At 57.2% G+C, this 18,789-nt stretch carries 16 protein-coding genes; 8 read left to right on the top strand and 8 right to left on the bottom strand.

From position 1 onward, the window contains the following. Positions 1-6: 6 nt before the first annotated feature. Positions 7-1,476, bottom strand: coding sequence for an NADH-quinone oxidoreductase subunit M (locus JOD69_RS19750; RefSeq protein ID WP_077729630.1), 1,470 nt, complete (start codon positions 1,474-1,476; stop codon positions 7-9). A gap of 294 nt (positions 1,477-1,770) precedes the next feature. On the opposite strand from JOD69_RS19750, the gene gltX reads away from it, so the two are divergent. The 4 genes from gltX to JOD69_RS19730 all read left to right on the top strand — a co-directional run bounded on the left by gltX (position 1,771) and on the right by JOD69_RS19730 (position 6,528). Then, positions 1,771-3,171 (top strand): glutamate--tRNA ligase, encoded by a 1,401-nt coding sequence (gene gltX, locus JOD69_RS19745; RefSeq protein WP_086133130.1) that lies wholly within the window; start codon positions 1,771-1,773, stop codon positions 3,169-3,171. Continuing rightward, positions 3,171-4,610: a cysteine--tRNA ligase gene (gene cysS / locus JOD69_RS19740; RefSeq protein ID WP_086133131.1), complete on the top strand. Its 1,440-nt coding sequence runs from the start codon at positions 3,171-3,173 to the stop codon at positions 4,608-4,610. The genes gltX and cysS overlap by 1 nt, the downstream gene beginning before the upstream one ends. Before the next feature lie 134 nt (positions 4,611-4,744). Further along, on the top strand, positions 4,745-5,893 hold the full coding sequence (locus tag JOD69_RS19735; protein ID WP_077729627.1) for a PQQ-dependent sugar dehydrogenase: 1,149 nt from the start codon (positions 4,745-4,747) through the stop codon (positions 5,891-5,893). Positions 5,894-5,952: 59 nt separating this feature from the next. Further along, positions 5,953-6,528, top strand: a complete 576-nt coding sequence (locus JOD69_RS19730; protein WP_077729626.1) for an NUDIX domain-containing protein — start codon at positions 5,953-5,955, stop codon at positions 6,526-6,528. A 103-nt stretch (positions 6,529-6,631) separates the two neighbouring features. Here JOD69_RS19730 and JOD69_RS19725 read toward each other — a convergent pair whose 3' ends face one another. From JOD69_RS19725 to JOD69_RS19710, 4 genes are all read right to left on the bottom strand, one after another. Next, on the bottom strand, positions 6,632-7,144 hold the full coding sequence (locus JOD69_RS19725) for an NUDIX domain-containing protein (protein ID WP_086133132.1): 513 nt from the start codon (positions 7,142-7,144) through the stop codon (positions 6,632-6,634). Between the two features lie 78 nt (positions 7,145-7,222). Further along, the gene (locus JOD69_RS19720; RefSeq protein ID WP_086133155.1) at positions 7,223-8,647 is read right to left on the bottom strand and encodes an efflux transporter outer membrane subunit; all 1,425 of its coding nucleotides are present in this window, start codon (positions 8,645-8,647) and stop codon (positions 7,223-7,225) included. A gap of 105 nt (positions 8,648-8,752) precedes the next feature. Further along, positions 8,753-11,950 carry a multidrug efflux RND transporter permease subunit gene (locus tag JOD69_RS19715; protein ID WP_086133133.1) on the bottom strand — a complete coding sequence of 1,066 codons (3,198 nt, stop codon included), beginning with the start codon at positions 11,948-11,950 and terminating at the stop codon, positions 8,753-8,755. Positions 11,951-11,971: 21 nt separating this feature from the next. Beyond that, positions 11,972-13,036 (bottom strand): efflux RND transporter periplasmic adaptor subunit, encoded by a 1,065-nt coding sequence (locus tag JOD69_RS19710; protein WP_346425838.1) that lies wholly within the window; start codon positions 13,034-13,036, stop codon positions 11,972-11,974. A gap of 295 nt (positions 13,037-13,331) precedes the next feature. Between JOD69_RS19710 and JOD69_RS19705 the strand changes: the two genes are divergently transcribed. Then, positions 13,332-13,970, top strand: a complete 639-nt coding sequence (locus JOD69_RS19705; RefSeq protein ID WP_077729621.1) for a TetR/AcrR family transcriptional regulator — start codon at positions 13,332-13,334, stop codon at positions 13,968-13,970. 139 nt (positions 13,971-14,109) lie between these two features. On the opposite strand, the gene JOD69_RS19700 is transcribed toward JOD69_RS19705, so the two are convergent. After that, positions 14,110-14,346: a hypothetical protein gene (locus JOD69_RS19700; RefSeq protein ID WP_077729620.1), complete on the bottom strand. Its 237-nt coding sequence runs from the start codon at positions 14,344-14,346 to the stop codon at positions 14,110-14,112. A gap of 336 nt (positions 14,347-14,682) precedes the next feature. Between JOD69_RS19700 and JOD69_RS19695 the strand changes: the two genes are divergently transcribed. Continuing rightward, positions 14,683-15,057, top strand: a complete 375-nt coding sequence (locus JOD69_RS19695) for a hypothetical protein (RefSeq protein ID WP_205780714.1) — start codon at positions 14,683-14,685, stop codon at positions 15,055-15,057. A 203-nt stretch (positions 15,058-15,260) separates the two neighbouring features. Here JOD69_RS19695 and JOD69_RS19690 read toward each other — a convergent pair whose 3' ends face one another. Continuing rightward, the gene (locus tag JOD69_RS19690) at positions 15,261-15,620 is read right to left on the bottom strand and encodes a YMGG-like glycine zipper-containing protein (protein WP_205780713.1); all 360 of its coding nucleotides are present in this window, start codon (positions 15,618-15,620) and stop codon (positions 15,261-15,263) included. A 131-nt stretch (positions 15,621-15,751) separates the two neighbouring features. After that, positions 15,752-17,248 (bottom strand): glycerol kinase GlpK, encoded by a 1,497-nt coding sequence (gene glpK, locus JOD69_RS19685; RefSeq protein WP_086133134.1) that lies wholly within the window; start codon positions 17,246-17,248, stop codon positions 15,752-15,754. A gap of 312 nt (positions 17,249-17,560) precedes the next feature. On the opposite strand from glpK, the gene JOD69_RS19680 reads away from it, so the two are divergent. Both JOD69_RS19680 and JOD69_RS19675 read left to right on the top strand, forming a co-directional pair. Then, on the top strand, positions 17,561-17,899 hold the full coding sequence (locus tag JOD69_RS19680; protein WP_077729617.1) for a cupredoxin domain-containing protein: 339 nt from the start codon (positions 17,561-17,563) through the stop codon (positions 17,897-17,899). An 18-nt stretch (positions 17,900-17,917) separates the two neighbouring features. Next, positions 17,918-18,742, top strand: coding sequence for an FTR1 family protein (locus JOD69_RS19675; RefSeq protein ID WP_086133135.1), 825 nt, complete (start codon positions 17,918-17,920; stop codon positions 18,740-18,742). Positions 18,743-18,789: the final 47 nt, after the last annotated feature.

Genomic DNA, 18,789 nt, shown 5'->3' with positions numbered 1-18,789 from the left:
GCCTCCTTAGAAGTTCTTGTGGCTGAAGATCATGCTGAGTTCATTGACGGAAGCGTTCATCAGCTCCACGATGGGGCCCGGCACGAGCCCCAGAGCCATGATGCCGACCGCCAACGTTCCCGCCGCTATCAGTTCGTGGCTGTGCAGATCGCGGACATTCTGCATTTCCGGGCGCATCGGACCGGTGAACAACCGGGCGGCGGTTCGGATGGCGTAGGATGCGCCGATGAGTACCCCTAGACTCGCAAACACCATGACCCAGCCGAAACTCTGAAAGCCCCCGATGATGGCGTGAAGTTCCGCCACGAATCCGGCCGAGCCGGGCAGTCCCATGGACGCGAGAAGCGCTAGAGTGGTGAAGAAGGCGAAGCGTGGAGTCACTTGGACCAGTGAGCTGTAGTCCGAAATTTCCCGGGTGTGAGTGCGTTCGTACAACAGTCCGATCAAGAGAAACAGCGCCCCGGCAATGAGGCCATGGGCGGTCATCTGCAAGACGGCTCCCAGCAATCCGGCTTCATTGAGCGCCGCTATGCCGAGCAGCACGACGCCCATGTGACTGATCGACGAATAGGCGATCATCGCCTTGAGATCGGTTTGCCGCCACGCCAGCAAGGCGCCGTAGACGATGCTGACCAAGGCGATGCCGGCCAGCACGGATTGAAGCGCCGAAGCGGCCTCAGGCAGCATGCCGGTCGCTTTGAGCAAGCCATAGGCGCCCATCTTGAGAAGCGCACCCGACAGTAGAATGCTCACCGGACTCGGCGCTTCAACGTGGGCGAGCGGCAACCAGCCGTGGATGGGGAAAACCGGCATTTTTACGCCGAAGCCGATCAAGAACCCCAGAAAAATCCAGATCTGCTGCTCCCGGGGCAAGCTCCGCGCGGTAGCCAGCATGGATTCCATCGTGGTGGAGTGTTCGGACGATGCGGTGAAAATCATTAATAGGCTGACCAGCATGAACACCGATCCGCCCATCGTGTACAGGACGAAATTGAGGCTCGCCGTATGTTTGCGCTTGCCGCCCCATTGGTCGATGAGAAAAAAGAGCGGTATCAGCGTCAGTTCCCAAAATACGTAGAACAAAGCCCAATCCTGAGCAAGAAAGACGCCGATCATCCCGAATTCGAGGGCGAGAAGCCAGAAATGATATCCCTTGACTCGCGTATTCACGCTTTCCGAGGCCAGCATCGCCACAAGACAGAGCAGAGCCGACAACACGACCATGGGCAGGGAAAAGCCATCGACGCCGAGAGCGTAGTAACTCCCCAGTTCGGCGTTCCAGGGCAGGCTTTCCGGAAATTGAATCGCCGATGAAGACGTATCGAAATGAAACAAAAGCCAAACGGTCAACATCAGTACGACCACCGACGAGGTTATCGCGGTAGCCCGAATGGAGCGGATTTGCTGCGCCGGCAGAGCCAAAATGGCTAATGCACCGACGACCGGTGTCCAAAGGATCTGACTGAGGATATACATGATCAAACGCTCGTTTTGGCTGGCTGAGGGCCGAGTCTTGTGGTTCGATCAGCCGCGTGCCAGGAACGGTTAGTTGTTTTGGGTCGACACTATAAATGAAAATTTCAGTGGAGGTAAGCTTAACATGCGATATTCATGCAAATGGTCGCTTGATTGAAATGTCATCTAGGCCGCAACTGACCGGCAAGGCGCCGCAGCCGGAGCTTTTGCAGGGTTGCGGCGGGTTCGGCCTTGCTCTAAATTGTCCTATTCGCAAGAATCTTGCCGAATATAATCCCTCAATTTGCGCTCAATATGACATCGACCAAAACCCGCTTCGCTCCCAGCCCGACCGGACTCATGCACCTCGGTAACGCACGCACGGCGCTGTTCAGTGCGTTATTTGGAGATCGTTTTCTGCTTCGCATCGAGGATACCGATAGCGAGCGGAGCCGCAGCGAATTTGTCGATGAACTGATAAGCGATTTGCATTGGATGGGTTTGAATTGGGACGAAGGTCCCGAAACCGCCGAGCCGGATGAACGATACTTTCAATCCTGCCGCGGAGCCATTTATCAGCGGTATTATGAGGAACTGGAACAACAGGGTAGAGCGTATTTCTGCTTCTGTTCGCCGAGGGAACTGGAAATTTCCCGCAAGATTCAGTTGAGCTCCGGGCAGCCGCCGCGTTACACGGGCAAGTGTGCGCACCTGAGCGCGGCGGAGGTGAGTCGCAAATTCGAGGAAGGACTTCAGCCGACCTTGCGCTTCCGAGTACCGAAGAACGAAACGGTGGAATTCGAGGATCTCGTTCGCGGGCCGCAGAAATTCGCGACCGACGATATCGGCGACTTCATCATCCGCCGCGCCGACGGGAGTGCGGCGTTTTTCTTCTGCAACGCGATCGACGATGCGCTGATGGGCGTCACGCACGTGCTCCGGGGCGAAGACCATCTCGCCAATACGCCCCGGCAAATGCTGATTCTTGCGGCACTCGATCTGCCGATACCCCAATATGCCCATATTTCGCTGATTTTGGGCGACGACGGAGCGCCGCTGTCCAAGCGCAACGGCAGCCGCAGCCTGAATCAATTGCGCGAAGAGGGCTATTTTCCGGCGGCCCTGTTGAACATGCTGGCCCGGCTGGGCCATCACTATGAGAGCGATGAGATTATGGATTTCCAAGCGCTCAAGGCGCGTTTCGATCTGTCGCACCTCGGTAAATCGCCGGCACGGTTCGACGTTGCTCATCTGGATCACTGGCAGCAATTGGCGGTGCGTTCGGCGGACGACGATACGCTCAGGGGATGGCTGCGCAGGGAGACCGGCGCCATCGTGCCCGACGAGCATCTCGCGGCGTTCATCGAGATCGTGCGCAGCAACTGCGTTTTCCCGGAGCAGGCCGACCGCTGGGCGCGCATTCTGTTTACGGATGAATTGCAGCTCGACCCGGAAGCCGCCGAAGCCGCGAAGCAAGCCGGAGAGTCTTATTATCTCTCGGCCATCGATGCGGCTAACGCGGCTCAGGCCGAGTTCGACATATTCATGCGCGAGCTGAAAGCCAAGACTGGAGCGAAGGGCAAGGCCCTCTTCATGCCATTGCGCGCCGCCATGACCGGGCGCCTGGACGGACCGGAGCTCGGAACGATTTATCGCCTGTTGGACCCGCACCGCTTGCATCGCCGCTTGGCCGAATTCACCTACGAGTCCGAATGATGCTAAAGATCCACAATAGCCTGACCGGCCGGAAGGAAGTCTTCACCCCCATCGAACCGGGCAAGGTCCGGCTCTACGCGTGCGGCATGACCGTATACGACTACTGCCATCTGGGGCATGCCCGCGTCATGGTGGTATTCGACATGGTGGTGCGCTATTTGCGGCATCTTGGGTTTAAGGTTACTTATGTCCGGAATATCACGGATATCGACGACAAGATCATTAAGCGGGCCAACGAAAACGGCGAGCCCATTTCGGCGCTGACCGCGAGGTTCATCGATGCGATGCACGAAGACGAGCGGGCGCTGGGCGTGCTTCCGCCCGATATCGAACCGAGGGCGACGCAATCCATAGACGACATGCTGGCCATGATTCAGGCCTTGATCGACCGCGGCTATGCCTATGTCGGCGACAACGGCGATGTCTTCTACGCCGTGTCCAAATTCGAGGGTTACGGCCGTTTGTCGGGCAAGAACATCGAAGATCTCCGCGCCGGCGAGCGGGTGGAGGTCGAGGACGCCAAGCGCGATCCCTTGGATTTCGTTTTGTGGAAAATGGCGAAGCCGGGAGAGCCGGCCTGGGATTCGCCTTGGGGCAGGGGACGTCCCGGCTGGCACATCGAATGCTCCGCCATGTCCACCCGTTGTCTCGGGCATCATTTCGACATCCACGGCGGCGGCATGGATTTGCAGTTCCCGCACCATGAAAACGAAATCGCGCAATCCGAAGGGGCAACCGGCGAAAAGTTCGTGAACCTGTGGATGCACAATGGATTCGTGCGGGTGAACGAGGAGAAAATGTCCAAGTCCCTGGGCAATTTCTTTACGGTACGCGAAGTTCTGGCCCGGTATCGTCCCGAAGTCGTGCGGTTCTTCATTCTCAATAGCCACTACCGCAGTCCGCTCAATTACTCCGATGAAAATCTCGACGATGCCAATGCCGCGCTGACGAGGCTTTATACCGCCTTGCGCGGACTCCGCTGCGATCTGCCGGTTTCCGAGGGAGAGGGCAGGAGCAAGGACTTCATCGCCCGTTTCGAAGAGGCGATGAGCGACGATTTCAATACCCCGGAAGCGATTGCTGTGCTGTTTGATCTGGCACGTGAGATCAATCGGGGGCGGAATTCGAATGTAGAGGAAGCGGAAACTTTAGCGCGAACCTTAAAGCAACTCGGTGGACTTCTTGGCCTGTTGCAGACAGATCCAGAAGAGTTTTTCAAATCGGGAGTTGGAGCAGTGAGGCTCGGTGTTACCGTTGGCGCTCAGCTCGATGCGATGCTTATTTGGAGTGACGAACGCATCGAGCAAAAAATTCAAGAGCGCTTAGACGCCCGCAAGAACAAAGACTGGGCCACCGCCGACCGCATTCGGAATGAACTCAAGGAGCAGGGCATTGTGCTGGAAGATACGGCTGGCGGTACCACCTGGCGGCGAATTTGACTTGAACCGACTGGCTGCTTGAGGCTATATCCGAAGGAGGGTGTTTCGTCGGTCCGGATATAAGGCGGGGAAAAGCATAATCCATTGAAAGAGACGGACAGGCGGTTTGGATCGGAAATTCCAAGGGAGGAGTCGTGAAACTTGAAGCCGACAAGATGAGGACTATCGGAATTCGCGCAGGATTCCTTTTGGCGATTATTGCCATGGGAATCGTTGCTTTTCGGTCTTCCGGAGGCGCGTATGAGTCCGAAGGGCAACCGTTTTCAGTGGAAGTCATCGCCCAACAGGAAGACGTGGTCTGGGGTTTCGATTTTTTGCCCGACGGACGGATCGTATTCACGGAACGAGACGGACAGCTGCGCATCCTCGATCCGAGTACCAGATCGGTGCAAACCGTTCAGGGGGCGCCGGCCGTGGTTCAGGCCGGACAAGGCGGACTGCTGGACGTGAGGGTTCATCCCGAGTTCGACAAGAACGGCTGGATTTATCTGACCTATTCGGAAAAAGCGACCCACGGAATGACCACGGCCCTAGGCCGCGGCCGGCTGGAAGGAACGGAGCTGAAGGATTACCGGAAGCTTTTCAGTGCCTTCGAGCCGAATGGAAATAACATTCACTTCGGCTCCCGCATCGAGTTCGATGGGGCCGGCAAGCTCTTCATCTCGGTTGGCGATCGCAACGAGCGGCATAATGCGCAAGACTTGCGCTACCACAACGGCAAGATCCTGCGTCTGAACGAGGACGGCAGCGCGCCCGTCGACAATCCGTTCGCGAATAATCCCGACGCCAAGCCGGAGATTTGGAGCTACGGTCACCGCAATCCGCAAGGCCTGGTGAAGCATCCGATTACCGGCGAGTTATGGGAGAGCGAGTTCGGTCCGCGCGGCGGCGACGAAATCAATTTGATCCGTCCGGGAGCGAACTACGGCTGGCCCGTAATCACGTATGGACGCGAGTATTGGGGACCGAAAATCGGCGAAGGCACCGAAAAAGCCGGTATGGAACAGCCTGTGGCGTATTATGTGCCGTCCATTTCCCCGTCCGGAATCGCTTTCTATTTCGGCGACGCCTTCCCGAGATGGAAGGGCAATCTGTTCGTGGCCAATTTGAGCGGTCAGCACCTTCGCCGACTGGTGATAGACGACAACAATAGGATCGTGAAGCAGGAGGAACTGCTGAATGACCTTGGCGTTAACTTTCGCCATGTAAGAACGGGACCGGAAGGGTTTCTTTATTTTTCGACCGACGACGGAAAAATCGCCCGCTTGGTGCCAAATCTCTAATTTAGTCCGCTATTTGTCGCGGAAAGGCAAACTGAGTATCGTTCAATTTCGATGAGACTATGAAACTACAGAGTTCTGAGGATTTGTCATTCGGTGACTTCGACCCAGGCCCCGGACCGTACGACGCCTTTCGGTTTTGTCCCCGGTGCGGCGGTGAGCATTTGAGCGTTCAGGAGCAGCGCGCGATAAGATGCGGCCGCTGCGGGTTCTTGTACTTCTTCAACACGTGCACGGCTGCGGGCGCGTTCGTTTTTCACCAGGATCAGCTCATTCTATGTGTGCGTGCCAAGGACCCGGCGAAAGGCAAGCTGGACCTTCCCGGCGGGTTCATCGAATTCAACGAAACCGTGGAAGATGCGTTACAGCGAGAAATCGGAGAAGAGTTGAACATCCAAACGACCAATTATCGCTATCTCGCCAGCGCGCCGAATGATTACCTATACGGCGGCGTACTTTACAAAGTAACGGATATGTTTTTCCTTTGCGATGCGCCGCAGATCGACACGCTCAGGGCAGCGGACGATGTAGCGGATTATCGGCTGGTATCGCCTGACGAAATCGAGCCCGAAGAATTGGCATTCAACTCGACCAGACTGGCGCTCGTAAAGCTTCGGGCGTGGCTGGATCAGAACTGAAAACTATTAGAGCATTTTCCGGTTTGGTGTAGCGCTAGTAGGTCGGCAATCCTTTGCCGACACCTTCGTCGGCAAAGGATTGCCGACCTACCACTGAAAACCGTTAACCTGCGGTCTCCGGATTGCGGTAGGTTTGCCAGATCAGCCGGAACGACGAAGTCAATTCGATTCCGGAACTGCTGCCCCACGCATCCAGCTCGTTCATGCCGAACCATCGGCACTCGTCTATTTCGCTGGGATCGGGTTGCAGAGCGCCGGAATGAACGACCCGATAAACCTGAATGAATTCCCATCCGGTTTGCGCTGAGGCGGGCAGCTTGAACAAGAATCGAAGAGGCGAGCGGCTCGCGATTCCGAGCTCTTCGCCCAATTCCCGCATCGCGCAGTCATCGTAGCTTTCGCCCCAGTCGACGTGCCCGGCGGCGGACGTGTCCCAGAGTCCGGGATTGATGTCCTTGGTCCGCGAACGCTTTTGCAGAAGTATTTCCTCGAGATCGTTGAAAACCAGGATGTGCACGGCCCGATGCCGCAGTCCGAGCTCATGGACTTCGCCGCGCACACGCGGGCCGACAACGCGATCGTGCTCGTCGACTTCATAAAGTAGTTCGTCGTGCATAGAAAGTCACATGTCGGTTTTGCCGTGAATGCCGCGACGGATTCACGGCGGCAGCGATATGAGATGGACCATGGAACGCTATCGCGCCGAGGCTGGAACCGCCGCGACGGCATTCCGGCCGGACTCGTAAACTTCCCATCCGCCGCCGAGCGCCTTATAGACTGCGATCAGGCTGGTTGCAGTGGCGGTCTGGCTTTGGGCCAGCAGTTCCTGATCCAAGAGCAAGCGGCGTTCGGCGTCCAGCACGGTGAGGAAATCCGTAATGCCGTCCTCGAAACGAAGATGCGCGAGCTGATGAGCGCGCTCGCTGGAGGTCGCGGCCGAAGCCAGCAGCCCGCGGCGGGCGCGCTGCCGATTGTAACTCACCAATGCATTTTCGGTTTCCTCGAGCGCCGTGAGTACGGTTTGCTCATAATTTGCGAGGGTGGCATCCGCGCTGGCGTCCGCCGCCCTGATGCGGGCACGGACGCGCCCGAGATCCAGGAACGCCCACGAAATCCGTGGCCCCGCCGAGAAAGCCTCCGTACCGGACGCGCCGAGGCCCGACAGAGTTCGGGATTCCAAGGCGATCGTGCCGTTGAAGGTCACTCGTGGAAAAAGATCGGCCGTAGCGACGCCGATCCGGGCGGTAGCCGCGGCCAAATTGCGTTCGGCAACGCGAATATCGGGGCGGCGGCGCATCAGATCGGCCGGCGCCCCGATATGGATCGTTTCCGGAATCTTGGGCATCGGGGCCGGTTCTGACAGGCGCGCGGAGAGCGTGTCAGGAAGCTGGCCGATCAGCACGCCGAGGCGATGGATGTTTTCGCGAATCCGGGTTTGAATCGGCGGAATCGTTGCCAGCGTGGAGTCCAATTGGGCCTTGGCGCGCGAGGTGTCCAGCTCCGTGCCGCGTCCGGCTTCCAGTCTGGCTTGAGTCAATTCCAAGGTCGCGGCCTGGTTGTCGGCGTTTTTTTGAGCGACGTCCAGTTGATTCTGCAGACCGCGCAACTCGAAGTAGTTAAGCGCTACCTCCGAAATGACGCTGACCAGCAGGTCGCGCAGATCGGCCTCCGCGGCATCCACCTCGGCATCACGCGCCTCGACGCTACGCCGTATCCTGCCGAAGAAGTCCACTTCCCAAAAAGCGTCGAAACCGACATTGAAGAGCTCGAGCTCGCGCGGCGCGAAGGTCCGGCGGTTCATGGCGTCGAAACTTCGCTTTTGCGTCGTGTAATTGGCGTGGCTCGTAATGGTCGGCAAGAGATCCAGCCCGGCTTCCAGGTAAAGGGCGCGCGCAACGCGGAGATTCGCCTCTGCCGCCTTCAGATCACGGTTGTTGCTCACTGCTCGGTCGATGAGGTCCGACAGAACCGGATCGTCGAACTGCTTCCACCAAGCCACTTCGATGCCGTCGCGTTTGAACTCGGGAAGCACGGCGTTGGCGAACTGCGCTCCGGGCGCCGCGTCCGGTTTCGTGTAGTCGGGACCGACTGCACAGGCGGAAAGAAGCGCAGCGATCATGATCGGGACGACATTGCGCGCGGACGCGCCCGAAAAACGATCGCGCCTTTCAAATCGCTCGGACTGGACGGAAGAGCAAGGTATAGACATATTTTTTTTGCGAAATTAGGGACTGTTATTCGGCGTGGAGTGAGTCTTGGTATCGGTAGGTTCGGGCGATGGCCGCTGACGGCGCTCGACCAGTCTCCGCATGACGACATAGAACACTGGAGTCAGCAACAGACCGAAGAACGTGACTCCCAGCATGCCGCTGAAGACGGCGGTGCCGAGTATCCGCCGTGATTCGGCACCGGCGCCGCTGGAAATGACCAGCGGGAATACGCCGAGAATGAAGGCGAAGGAGGTCATCAAAATGGGCCGAAGGCGGAGGCGCGCGGCTTCGATGGCGGCTTGATAGCGGTCCCTGCCCTTATCTTGAAGATTACGGGCGAACTCGACGATCAGGATCGCATTCTTGCTGGCCAATCCGACCAGAACGATAAAGCCAACCTGAGTGAAGATATTGTTGTCCATGCCGCGGAGCGATACGCCGGCCATAGAGCTCAAGAGGCACACGGGCACGATGAGAATGACGGCGAAGGGCAACGACCAGCTCTCGTACTGCGCAGCCAGGGCAAGAAACACGAAGATCACGCTCAGCGGAAATATGATCATGGCGGTATTGCCCGCGAGAATCTGCTGAAGGCTGAGTTCGGTCCATTCGTAGCCCATGGTGAGCGGGAGCTCTTGATTCACCACCTTTTCCATCAAGGCGATGGCTTGGCCCGAACTGACGCCGGGCAAGGTGCTGCCGTTGATTTCCGCCGACGGATACATGTTGTAGTGCGCCACCTTGTCCGGACCCACCGTTTCGCGAATATCGACCAGGGTACCCAGCGGAACCATATCGCCGTTCCGGTTGCGGGTCTTGAGATTGGCGATATCCGAAGGCCTCAGTCTGAACTGCGAATCGGCCTGCGCCGTGACCTGGTAAGTTCTGCCGAACCGGTTGAAATCGTTGACGTACAGCGAGCCGAGATAAATTTGGAGCGTGTCGAAGACGCTGCCCAAAGGAACATCATACGACTTGGCCTGAGTCCGGTTTACGTCCACGTAGACTTGCGGCACGCTGGACCGGAATGTCGTAAATAAGCCGACTAATCCGGGTTGCTGGTTGCCCTTGGCAACGACTTCGCTCGCGATACGTTGCAATTCGTCCGGGCCGACGTTGGCGCGGTCCTGGATTTGCAGCTTGAAGCCGCCCACCGAACTGAGGCCGCGAACCGGCGGAGGAGAGAACACCGCGATATGAGCGTCCTCTATCCCCGAGAGATTCTGGCGCAGCTTGTTTATGATCGCTTCCGCGGAAAGTTCCGGATGGCCGGCGCGGTCGTCGAACGGGGCGAGACGGGCGAACATGGTGCCGGCGTTGGACTGGCTGGCTCCGGCCAGCACCGAATATCCAGCGTATGCGTTGACATGCGAGATGCCCTCGGTTTTCAGGATGATGTCCGTGGCGCGCTTGATCACCGCGTCGGTACGTTCCAGCGAGGCGGCATCGGGGAGCTGTGCGTACAGAATGAGATAGCCTTGATCCTGTTGAGGGATGAACCCGGTCGGCACCTTGGAGAAAGCCAGAAAATTGAGTCCGTTGAGCACGACATAGAGCACCAGAACCACACTTGTGATGCGGATCAGTCGGCCGACCAGTCGTGAATAGCCCTCGCTGAAGGCGCCGAAAATCCGGTTGAAGCCGCGGAAAAACCAGCCGAAGAGCCGGTCGAACAGGCGCGTGAACCAATCTTTGTCACCGTGGGCCCGGTCCAGAAGCAGGGCGCAGAGAGCCGGACTCAAGGTGAGCGAGTTGAATGTGGAAATGACCGTGGACACCGAAATGGTCAGGGCGAACTGCTTGTAGAAAGCCCCGGACACGCCGGTAATGAAGGCCGTCGGTACGAACACCGCAACCAACACCAATGAGGTTGCGATGATGGGACCGACGACTTCTTCCATGGCGCGCCGGGTCGCTTCCCGTGCCCTGAGGCCGAGTGCGATGTTCCGTTCGACGTTCTCGACCACGACGATGGCGTCGTCTACCACGATACCGATGGCGAGAACCAGTCCGAACAAGGAAAGCGTGTTCAGCGAGAGTCCCATGGCCGCCATGACCGCGAAGGTGCCGATGAGCGACACCGGTACCGCCAGGAGCGGGATGATGGTGGCCCGCCAATTCTGTAGGAATATCAGTACGACGACGACGACCAGCAGAATGGCTTCGAAGAGGGTCTCTACGACGGCAGCGATGGATTGGGTGACGAACACCACGGTGTCATAGACGAGCAGGTAATCGAGCCCCTCCGGAAAGCGCTGCTTGAGCTTCTCCATGGCTTCCACTACCGCTTTCTTGGTCTCGATCGCGTTGGATCCCGGCAGTTGGAAAATAGCCACGCCTACCGTTGCTTTCCCGTCGAGGTTGAGCGACGAACTGTAATCTTTGGCTCCCAGTTCGATCCGTGCTACGTCCTTGAGTCGTGTCACCTGGCCGTCTTTTCCGGTCTTGATGATGATGTCGCCGAACTGGCTTTCATCCGTCAGCCGGCCCATGGTGGTAACGGTAAGCTGAAATTCGATTCCTCCCGGCGTAGGCGGTTGCCCGACGACACCGGCTGCCACTTGGATGTTCTGCTCGCGTATAGCGTGTACCACGTCGGTGGATGTCAGATTGCGGGCGGCTACCTTTTCCGGGTCCAGCCAGATCCGCATGCTGTATTCGCGGCCGCCGAACAGCACGATGTCGCCTACGCCGGGCAGGCGAGCCAGCACATCCCGGATTTGCAGCAGCGCGTAATTGCTGAGATACACGCTGTCGTAGCGCCCGTCGGGGGAAATCAGGTTCACCACCAGGCTCAAGTCCGGACTGCGTTTGCGCACGGTGATGCCTTGCCGGCGCACTTCTTCAGGCAGCCTCGGCTCGGCCAAAGCCACACGGTTCTGGACCAGCACCTGCGATTTGTCGAGATCGGTGCCCGGTTTGAACGTGATGGTCAACTGCATCACGCCGTCGTTGGTGGACTGGGACGACATGTACAGCATGTCCTCGACGCCGTTGACCTCCTGTTCGATGGGAGTCGCCACCGTTTCGGCCAGCACTTTCGCATTGGCGCCCGGATAGGTCGCGCGCACGACGACGTTGGGCGGTGCGATCTCGGGGTATTGGGCGATGGGCAGCGCAAGCGACGCCAGCCCTCCGACGAGAACGATGAGAATCGAAAGAACCGACGCGAAGATAGGGCGGTCGATGAAAAAGTGAGTAAATCTCGTCATGGCCGGACGTCGTGTCTCCGATTAAGTACCGTCGGTCTCTGAAAGCGTGACTCGCTCCGCCTCAATTTTGGTGCCGGGACGTATTTTTTGAATGCCTTCGATGATTACCCACTCGCCAGGCTGCAAACCTTCCGATATCACCCGCATCTGGCCGGCGGCAGTGCCCGGTACGATCCGACGGTATTCGGCCGAGCCATCGTCTTTCGCGATCCAGACGAACTTCTGGCCTTGATCGGTGCCGATGGCTCTGTCGGGAACCAGAAGGCCTTGATAAGGTGGGCTTCCGGGCACGCGAAGCCGAGCGAAGAATCCGGGGCTCAGGAGTTCGTTGGGATTGCTGAAAACGCCTCGGGCGCGCAAGGTGCCGGTGCTCGGATCCATGCGCGGTTCGATGTAATCGATGTAACCCTGATGAGGAAATTCGGACTCGTCGAGCAGCGCCAATTTCGCTGGAATTCGAGTTTCGCGAGCGCTCGTCCGTTTCCCGGCTTCGGCCAAGCGCCTGTATTTAAGGACCGCCCGTTCGTCTGCGTCGACATAAACGTAAACCGGATCGATGGATACAATGATCGTCAGCAAAGTCCCGCCGCCGCCGCCGCCGCTGACCAAGTTGCCCGGGGTGACAAGCTCGCGTGCGATTCGCCCGCCGATAGGCGCTCGCACCTCGGTGAATTCCAGGTTCAACCTGGCTGTCTGAGCAGCCGCCTCGGCCGCACGAACGGCGGCGATGGCTTCACGCTGACCCTTGCTGCGGGCGTCGTATTCTTCTTCGGAAATGGCCTTGGCCCGTCTTAGATGCTCCGCCCGCTGCAAGTCGTTTTTGGCAAGTTCGAGCCGAGCCTTGGCCCGTTCGAGTTCTCCCTCCGCCCGGTTCAGCTCGGCCCGATAAGGTCTCGGATCGATGACAAACAATAAATCGCCCTTTTTTACCTTGTCGCCAGCCTTGAAGTTCACTCTGTCCAGATAGCCGTCGACTCTCGCACGGACTTCCACGGTTTCCATCGCTTCTATGCGTCCGGTGTACTCGTCCCATTCCAAGACTTCCTTTTGTAGCGGTTGGGCGACTTTGACTTTCACCGGCGGCATTTGACTCTCGGCCGCTTGGTTTTCCGAGCGGTTGCTACAGCCGAAGAGCTGTACGATCAGCGCTGCGCAAAGGAGGAGCCACAGCGCGATGCGGCGAAAAGTAGTGCGGGGAGAAGTTCGGTATGACGAACGGCATGCTCTAGCGGCAGCAAACGAAACTAGCATAAGTTTGGCGTATTAAGCGGGAGCGATCGGGAGTAGCGACACGGCACGAAAAGAAAGGGTAAGATATCGTTTCATTATTCTCGCTAAACTGGACGACTGTGTCCATCTATTAAAGTGAAAAGTAACGATAATGAATCGAATAGGCCGACCTAGGAAGGGTGAATCTGCCATCCGCCGTGATCAACTTCTGGATCATGCACTTCGGCTATTTGTAGAGCGAGGCTACGGCAATGTAAGCCTGGAAACTATCGCCCGCGAGGCTCGCGTGTCTCTCCGTACCATTTATCGATACTTTGGCGGTAAGGCAGATTTATTCGGAGCGGTCATTCGCCACTATAGCGATCTGTTGGTGGCGACGTTGCCGTTAGACCAAGCCTTGGCCAAACCGTTGGAGGAAACACTGATCGTGTTCGGAAAGCATTTTCTTTTTCGGCTTTCCCGTCCGGAAATCATTCGCTTGCGTGCGCAATTGATCGCCGAGGCACATCAATTTCCGGAGCTTGCAGCGGAGTTTTATGAGCAGGGACCGCAGCGGACGCTGGATCGGCTCGAGAAGTTTTTCGGCATGCATCAGCAAGTAGGTCATGTGATCGCCATGGATCCGGCATTTTTAGCCGGACAGTTTGTCAACGCACTCCGCGGCGAGCGCTTCCAGCGACAACAACTAGGCTTGGAGAGCGCTCCTACCGAAGATGAGGTCGAGCATTGGACAGAACAAGTGGTGAAATTATTCCTGCGGGGCTGTTTAAACAGAACGGACGCAGGTTGATCGGCCGAGACAATGCGGTACAGCTCCGCTTATCGAGCTGGGGGCGCTTTTCATACTGTTCATTGCTTGGTGAATGGAGCAAAAAATAAAGCTGCCTTTTCAAGCAGCTTAGAGAGGAGGTAGGTAATGGGATTCGATGTCAAAAATAGGCGCGATAGTGGTCAGTTTTGATGCTCGTCTTGCTATATTCCGCCATCGCGTACACTTTAAGAAGCTTCATCGCGTTTTGTTCGCCGTACCATTGCCCGGTCATCGGGTCTTGCCATTCGATTCGATAACTTTCGCTGCCGGATTGCCTTCGCCGTTTCCAGCCGCATCCCCAGAGCATGAAGACGGTTAGAAAGCGTTCCAGAAAAACTCTTAGCGATGTTTTCATGAGTGTCCCTCACTGCGATGATGGTGAAGCCAACTTCTGAGTGGTCACGGTCACTCCGCGTTTTGGAAATGCCTTTGCCAGTAGAAAATCACGCTTATTCATCTTTAAGCAGAATTCATGCCATTGATCGAGGGCGTTAATTCGCTCGAAAATTCATCAAAATGATGGTCGAAATTTCGATTTCTTTCCCGAGAGGTGCAAATCGAAAAGATATTGCACCAAGATGTGGCTTTTTCAGCGGTTTGAGGCGATTCTAATGTTGCGGTCCCGCCGTTTAGGGAAGCGCGTTGACATGGCAACAGCAGGATTAAAGAATTTGGGATACTTTAATGAGTCATGCTAGATCAGTTTGTTGTGATAAGGGGTCAGCTTGACGGCACAGGGGTGAGCATCGTGAGAAATGCAATTATCTTCGGCGGATTTTCGTTGGTGGTTTCTTCTGTAGGTTGGGCTGGCGACGACCCACGGTATCCGGCCTATGATTTCGAGCCCAAAGTGATCATTTCGGCGCCCGAAGGGGCAACGGGTGATTCATCGAAAGCAGAAATTCCGGAGCCGGATCCGAGATACCCAGCGGCTTACTTCGAACCGAAAGTGATCATACCGGCGTCCGAAGAGGCGGAAAAAAAAGTTCCGGAGGAGAGCCCGCAACCGGATCCTCGATATCCAGCCTATCACTTTGAGCCGAAAGTCATTTATCAGGAGAAATAGGCGACCGATAAAAGACCGAGACTCGGCGATTGCCGTTTAAGCGGCGAGCGGCCGCGCCAGTCGTCGGCCAAGCCGGTCGCCACTTTAGGATGCCCCGGTCTCGGTTGACCGGGCGCTATCCACGCAAGCCGAGAAGGCGGAGCGATCATAAATTTTTCGTGGGCGTAGTTTTTTGCCGCTTCGGCAGTGATTATCGCTGCGGCTCAGTACGGGTACGGATAAGTGCGGGGCTGCTGTTCGCCATACGGAGAGGGGCGGTACCCATCGTTGTAACTGCTGTAACCGGGCTGACGGTTGTAGTAAGACTCGCGTTTTTTCTTCTGGTCCATGTAATAGCCAGCTGCTCCGCCGACGACGGCCCCGACCGCGCCGCCCACGAGCGCACCTCGTCCGCCATCGTCGGCGGCATGTCCTAGCAATGCGCCGCCGGCAGCACCGATTGCGGCACCGGTGACCGTATTGCGATACGCATAATCGCCATGGTTGTGATATCCGGTAGACGCACAGCCCGTTAGCGCAATCGTAAAGGCCAGCACCATTAACCTATTTCTTAGCTTGTTCACGGCATTCGCTCCTTTTCTGAGAAGGCGCGATTAGTATTGTTCCGGTTTCCTGAACGGAGGCTGAACACCGCAGCTCCGTCGAGAAAGACCAGGACTGCGGAGGCGGAAGCCCGCAATGAAGATGTTTTCGTTCAGTCGAGCCAACCGAAGGTTCGTTCGACCGCCTTGCTCCAGCCGGCATAGAGCCGCTCCCGAGTCTCGGCCGTCATTCGCGGTTGCCATTCCTTGTCTTTTCGCCATAAGTCGCGCAGTTCCTTGATGTCGGTCCAAAAGCCAACAGCGAGACCGGCTGCGTACGCTGCTCCGAGTGCCGTCGTTTCGGTCACGATGGGGCGAATAACCGGAGTGCCGAGTATGTCGGATTGGAATTGCATGAGGGTCTCGTTGACGACCATGCCGCCGTCCGCTTTGAGAGCATCCAGATTCAGGCCCGTCTCCTGCCGCATCGCGTCAACGATGTCGCGGGTCTGATAGGCCGTGGCCTCCAGTGCGGCTCGGGCAAAGTGGCCCTTGTTCACGTAGCGGGTCAGCCCGATTACGATTCCCCGTGCGTCGCTGCGCCAGTAGGGCGCGAATAGGCCGGAGAAAGCCGGGACGATATAGATGCCGCCGTTGTCCTCGACGGTATTGGCCAGCGACTCGACTTCCGCGGAGGTCCGAATGAGCTCCAGATTATCCCTGAGCCACTGCACGAGAGCTCCCGTGACCGCTATCGAGCCTTCAAGCGCGAAGATTGGAGCTGCGCCGCCGAGTTGGTACGCTACTGTCGTGATGAGCCCATGGCGGGATTGCACCGGCTTAAGGCCGGTGTTCAGAAGCATGAAGCATCCGGTTCCATAGGTGTTTTTTGCTTCCCCCTCGGCGAAACAGGTTTGCCCGAATAAGGCGGCTTGTTGATCGCCTAAAATACCTGCGACCGGAACGCCGGCGAGTGCCCCTTGGGCGACGCCGTAAATTTCGGATGAAGAACGGATCGTCGGCAGGATGGAAGCGGGTATATTCATGGCGGCGAGCAGTTCTTCGTCCCATGCCAGGGTTTCAAGATTCATCAACAGCGTGCGCGAGGCGTTGCTTACGTCGGTGACATGTGCGCCGCCCTCCTTACCGCCGGTTAGGTTCCAAACCAGCCAGCTGTCGATCGTGCCGCACAGCAACTCGCCGCGTTCGGCCTGAATCCTGGCCTCTTCTACGTTATCCAACAGCCATTGAAGTTTGGGCCCCGAAAAATAGGTGGCGATCGGCAGTCCGGTTCTTGCGCGAAATCTATCCTGTCCGCCTTCGATGGCAAGCCGCTCGCAAATTTCGGCGCTGCGCGTATCTTGCCAAACGATGGCGGGATATACCGGTTTCCCGGTGATTTTATCCCAGACGACAAGCGTTTCGCGCTGATTAGTCACTCCGAGAGCTACGATTTCATCGGCTTCGACTTCCGCTTTTCGCAAGGCCTCTACGACCACCGCTTGGGCGTTTCGCCAGATTTCCAGCGGATCGTGTTCAACCCAGCCGGGCCTAGGGTAGAACTGCCGGTGCTCGGCTTGAGCCATCGCTCCCGCACGTCCGGTGTGATCGAAGAGAATGCACCGAGTACTGCTGGTGCCTTGATCGATGACGGCGATATAACGGGGCATGGTGTGACTTCAAAAATAGTTGGCTTCCGGGATGCGTGCCTGATGCCACATCCCGTGATTGCCTACCTATCACGGCCTCATCATGCGGGCAAGTAAAATTTGAAGGATGCCGAACGGAAATCCGCGAGTAAAAGAGGCCGATCGAAAGAAACGCTATCGACGCTTCGGTCATTTTTCCAATCCAAACCGGCCCATAAAGTCAGCCTACCCGGTTTGCCTAATCAATTGATAAGGATTATCATTTAGCTTTCTGAAAAACCGTAGCAATCGCGCGGTTGACTTACTTCTTCGAACTTGAGAGGACCGAACATCATGCAGAACAGGACTTACTCGGGCCGGTTTGTCGTTTTAAGCGCACTTTTGATGGTTTGCGGCTCGGTTTCGGCGGCTGAGACCTATACGCTGATCATTAAGGAGCATCGTTTCGAACCGGCAGAGCTCGAGGTGCCTGCAGGCCAGAAGATCAAACTGGTCGTGAAAAATGAAGACCCCACGCCGGAGGAATTCGAGAGTCGATCCTTGAAGAGGGAAAAGATCATTCCAGGCAAGAGTCAGGTCACCGTATCGATCGGTCCACTTGATCCGGGTACGTATGATTTTTTTGGCGAATTTCATGAGGAATCCGCCAAAGGGCACATCGTTGCAAAATAAAGCGGTATTGGTCAGAACATGTTAGCCACTGCAATCATCGTATTCCGAGAGGTCATCGAGGCCGCATTGGTGATCAGTATCGTCATGGCGGCCAGCCGCGGCGTTGCCGCTCGCAGTTGGTGGATATGGAGCGGCGTCGGAGGCGGGCTTATAGGCGCCTGCGTGGTTGCGGGTTTTGCCGATACCCTCGCGGAAGCGGCATCGGGTGTCGGGCAGGATCTTTTCAACGCGGCCGTGTTGTTTACCGCGGTCGCGATGCTCGGTTGGCACAATATCTGGATGCAGCGTCACGGGCGAGAGCTCGCCCAGGCGATGAGCCAGGTCGGAAAAGCCGTGCTGTCGGGCGACCGGCCGCTCTATGCTCTGGCAGTCGTGGTGGGGCTCGCGGTGCTACGGGAAGGCTCGGAGGTCGTTCTCTTTTTATATGGGATCGCGTCAGCAGACGGAAGCCATACGGGATCGATGCTGACGGGCGGAGTCGTCGGCATTTCGCTCGGCACAGCCGTGGGCTTGGCGATGTATTATGGTTTGCTTCGTATTCCTACGCGTTATCTATTCAAGGTTACCAGTTGGCTTATTTTATTTTTGGCCGCCGGCCTGGCTTCTCAGGGAGCGGCCTATCTGGTGCAGGCCGATCTGCTTCCGCCTTTGGGTCACGAGGTGTGGAATACCTCCAATTGGTTGTCCGAAGACAGTTTGATCGGTCAAGTCTTGCATACTCTGTTGGGTTACGTGTCCCGTCCGGACGGCGTGCAAATCCTGTTTTATCTCGCGACGCTCGCCACTATCGCAAGTTTGATGCGGGTATTCGGCGACAGACCGGCACGGCCGGCCGGACACTGACGAGCGTCTCCGAGACCAAACCCGCAGCGATGTCGATTAGGCTGCGG

The sequence above is a fragment of the Methylocaldum sp. RMAD-M genome (assembly GCF_017832375.1).
GTDB lineage: Bacteria > Pseudomonadota > Gammaproteobacteria > Methylococcales > Methylococcaceae > Methylocaldum.
The sequence above is the reverse complement of the archived record's forward strand: the minus strand, read 5'-3'. Positions and strand labels throughout refer to the sequence as shown.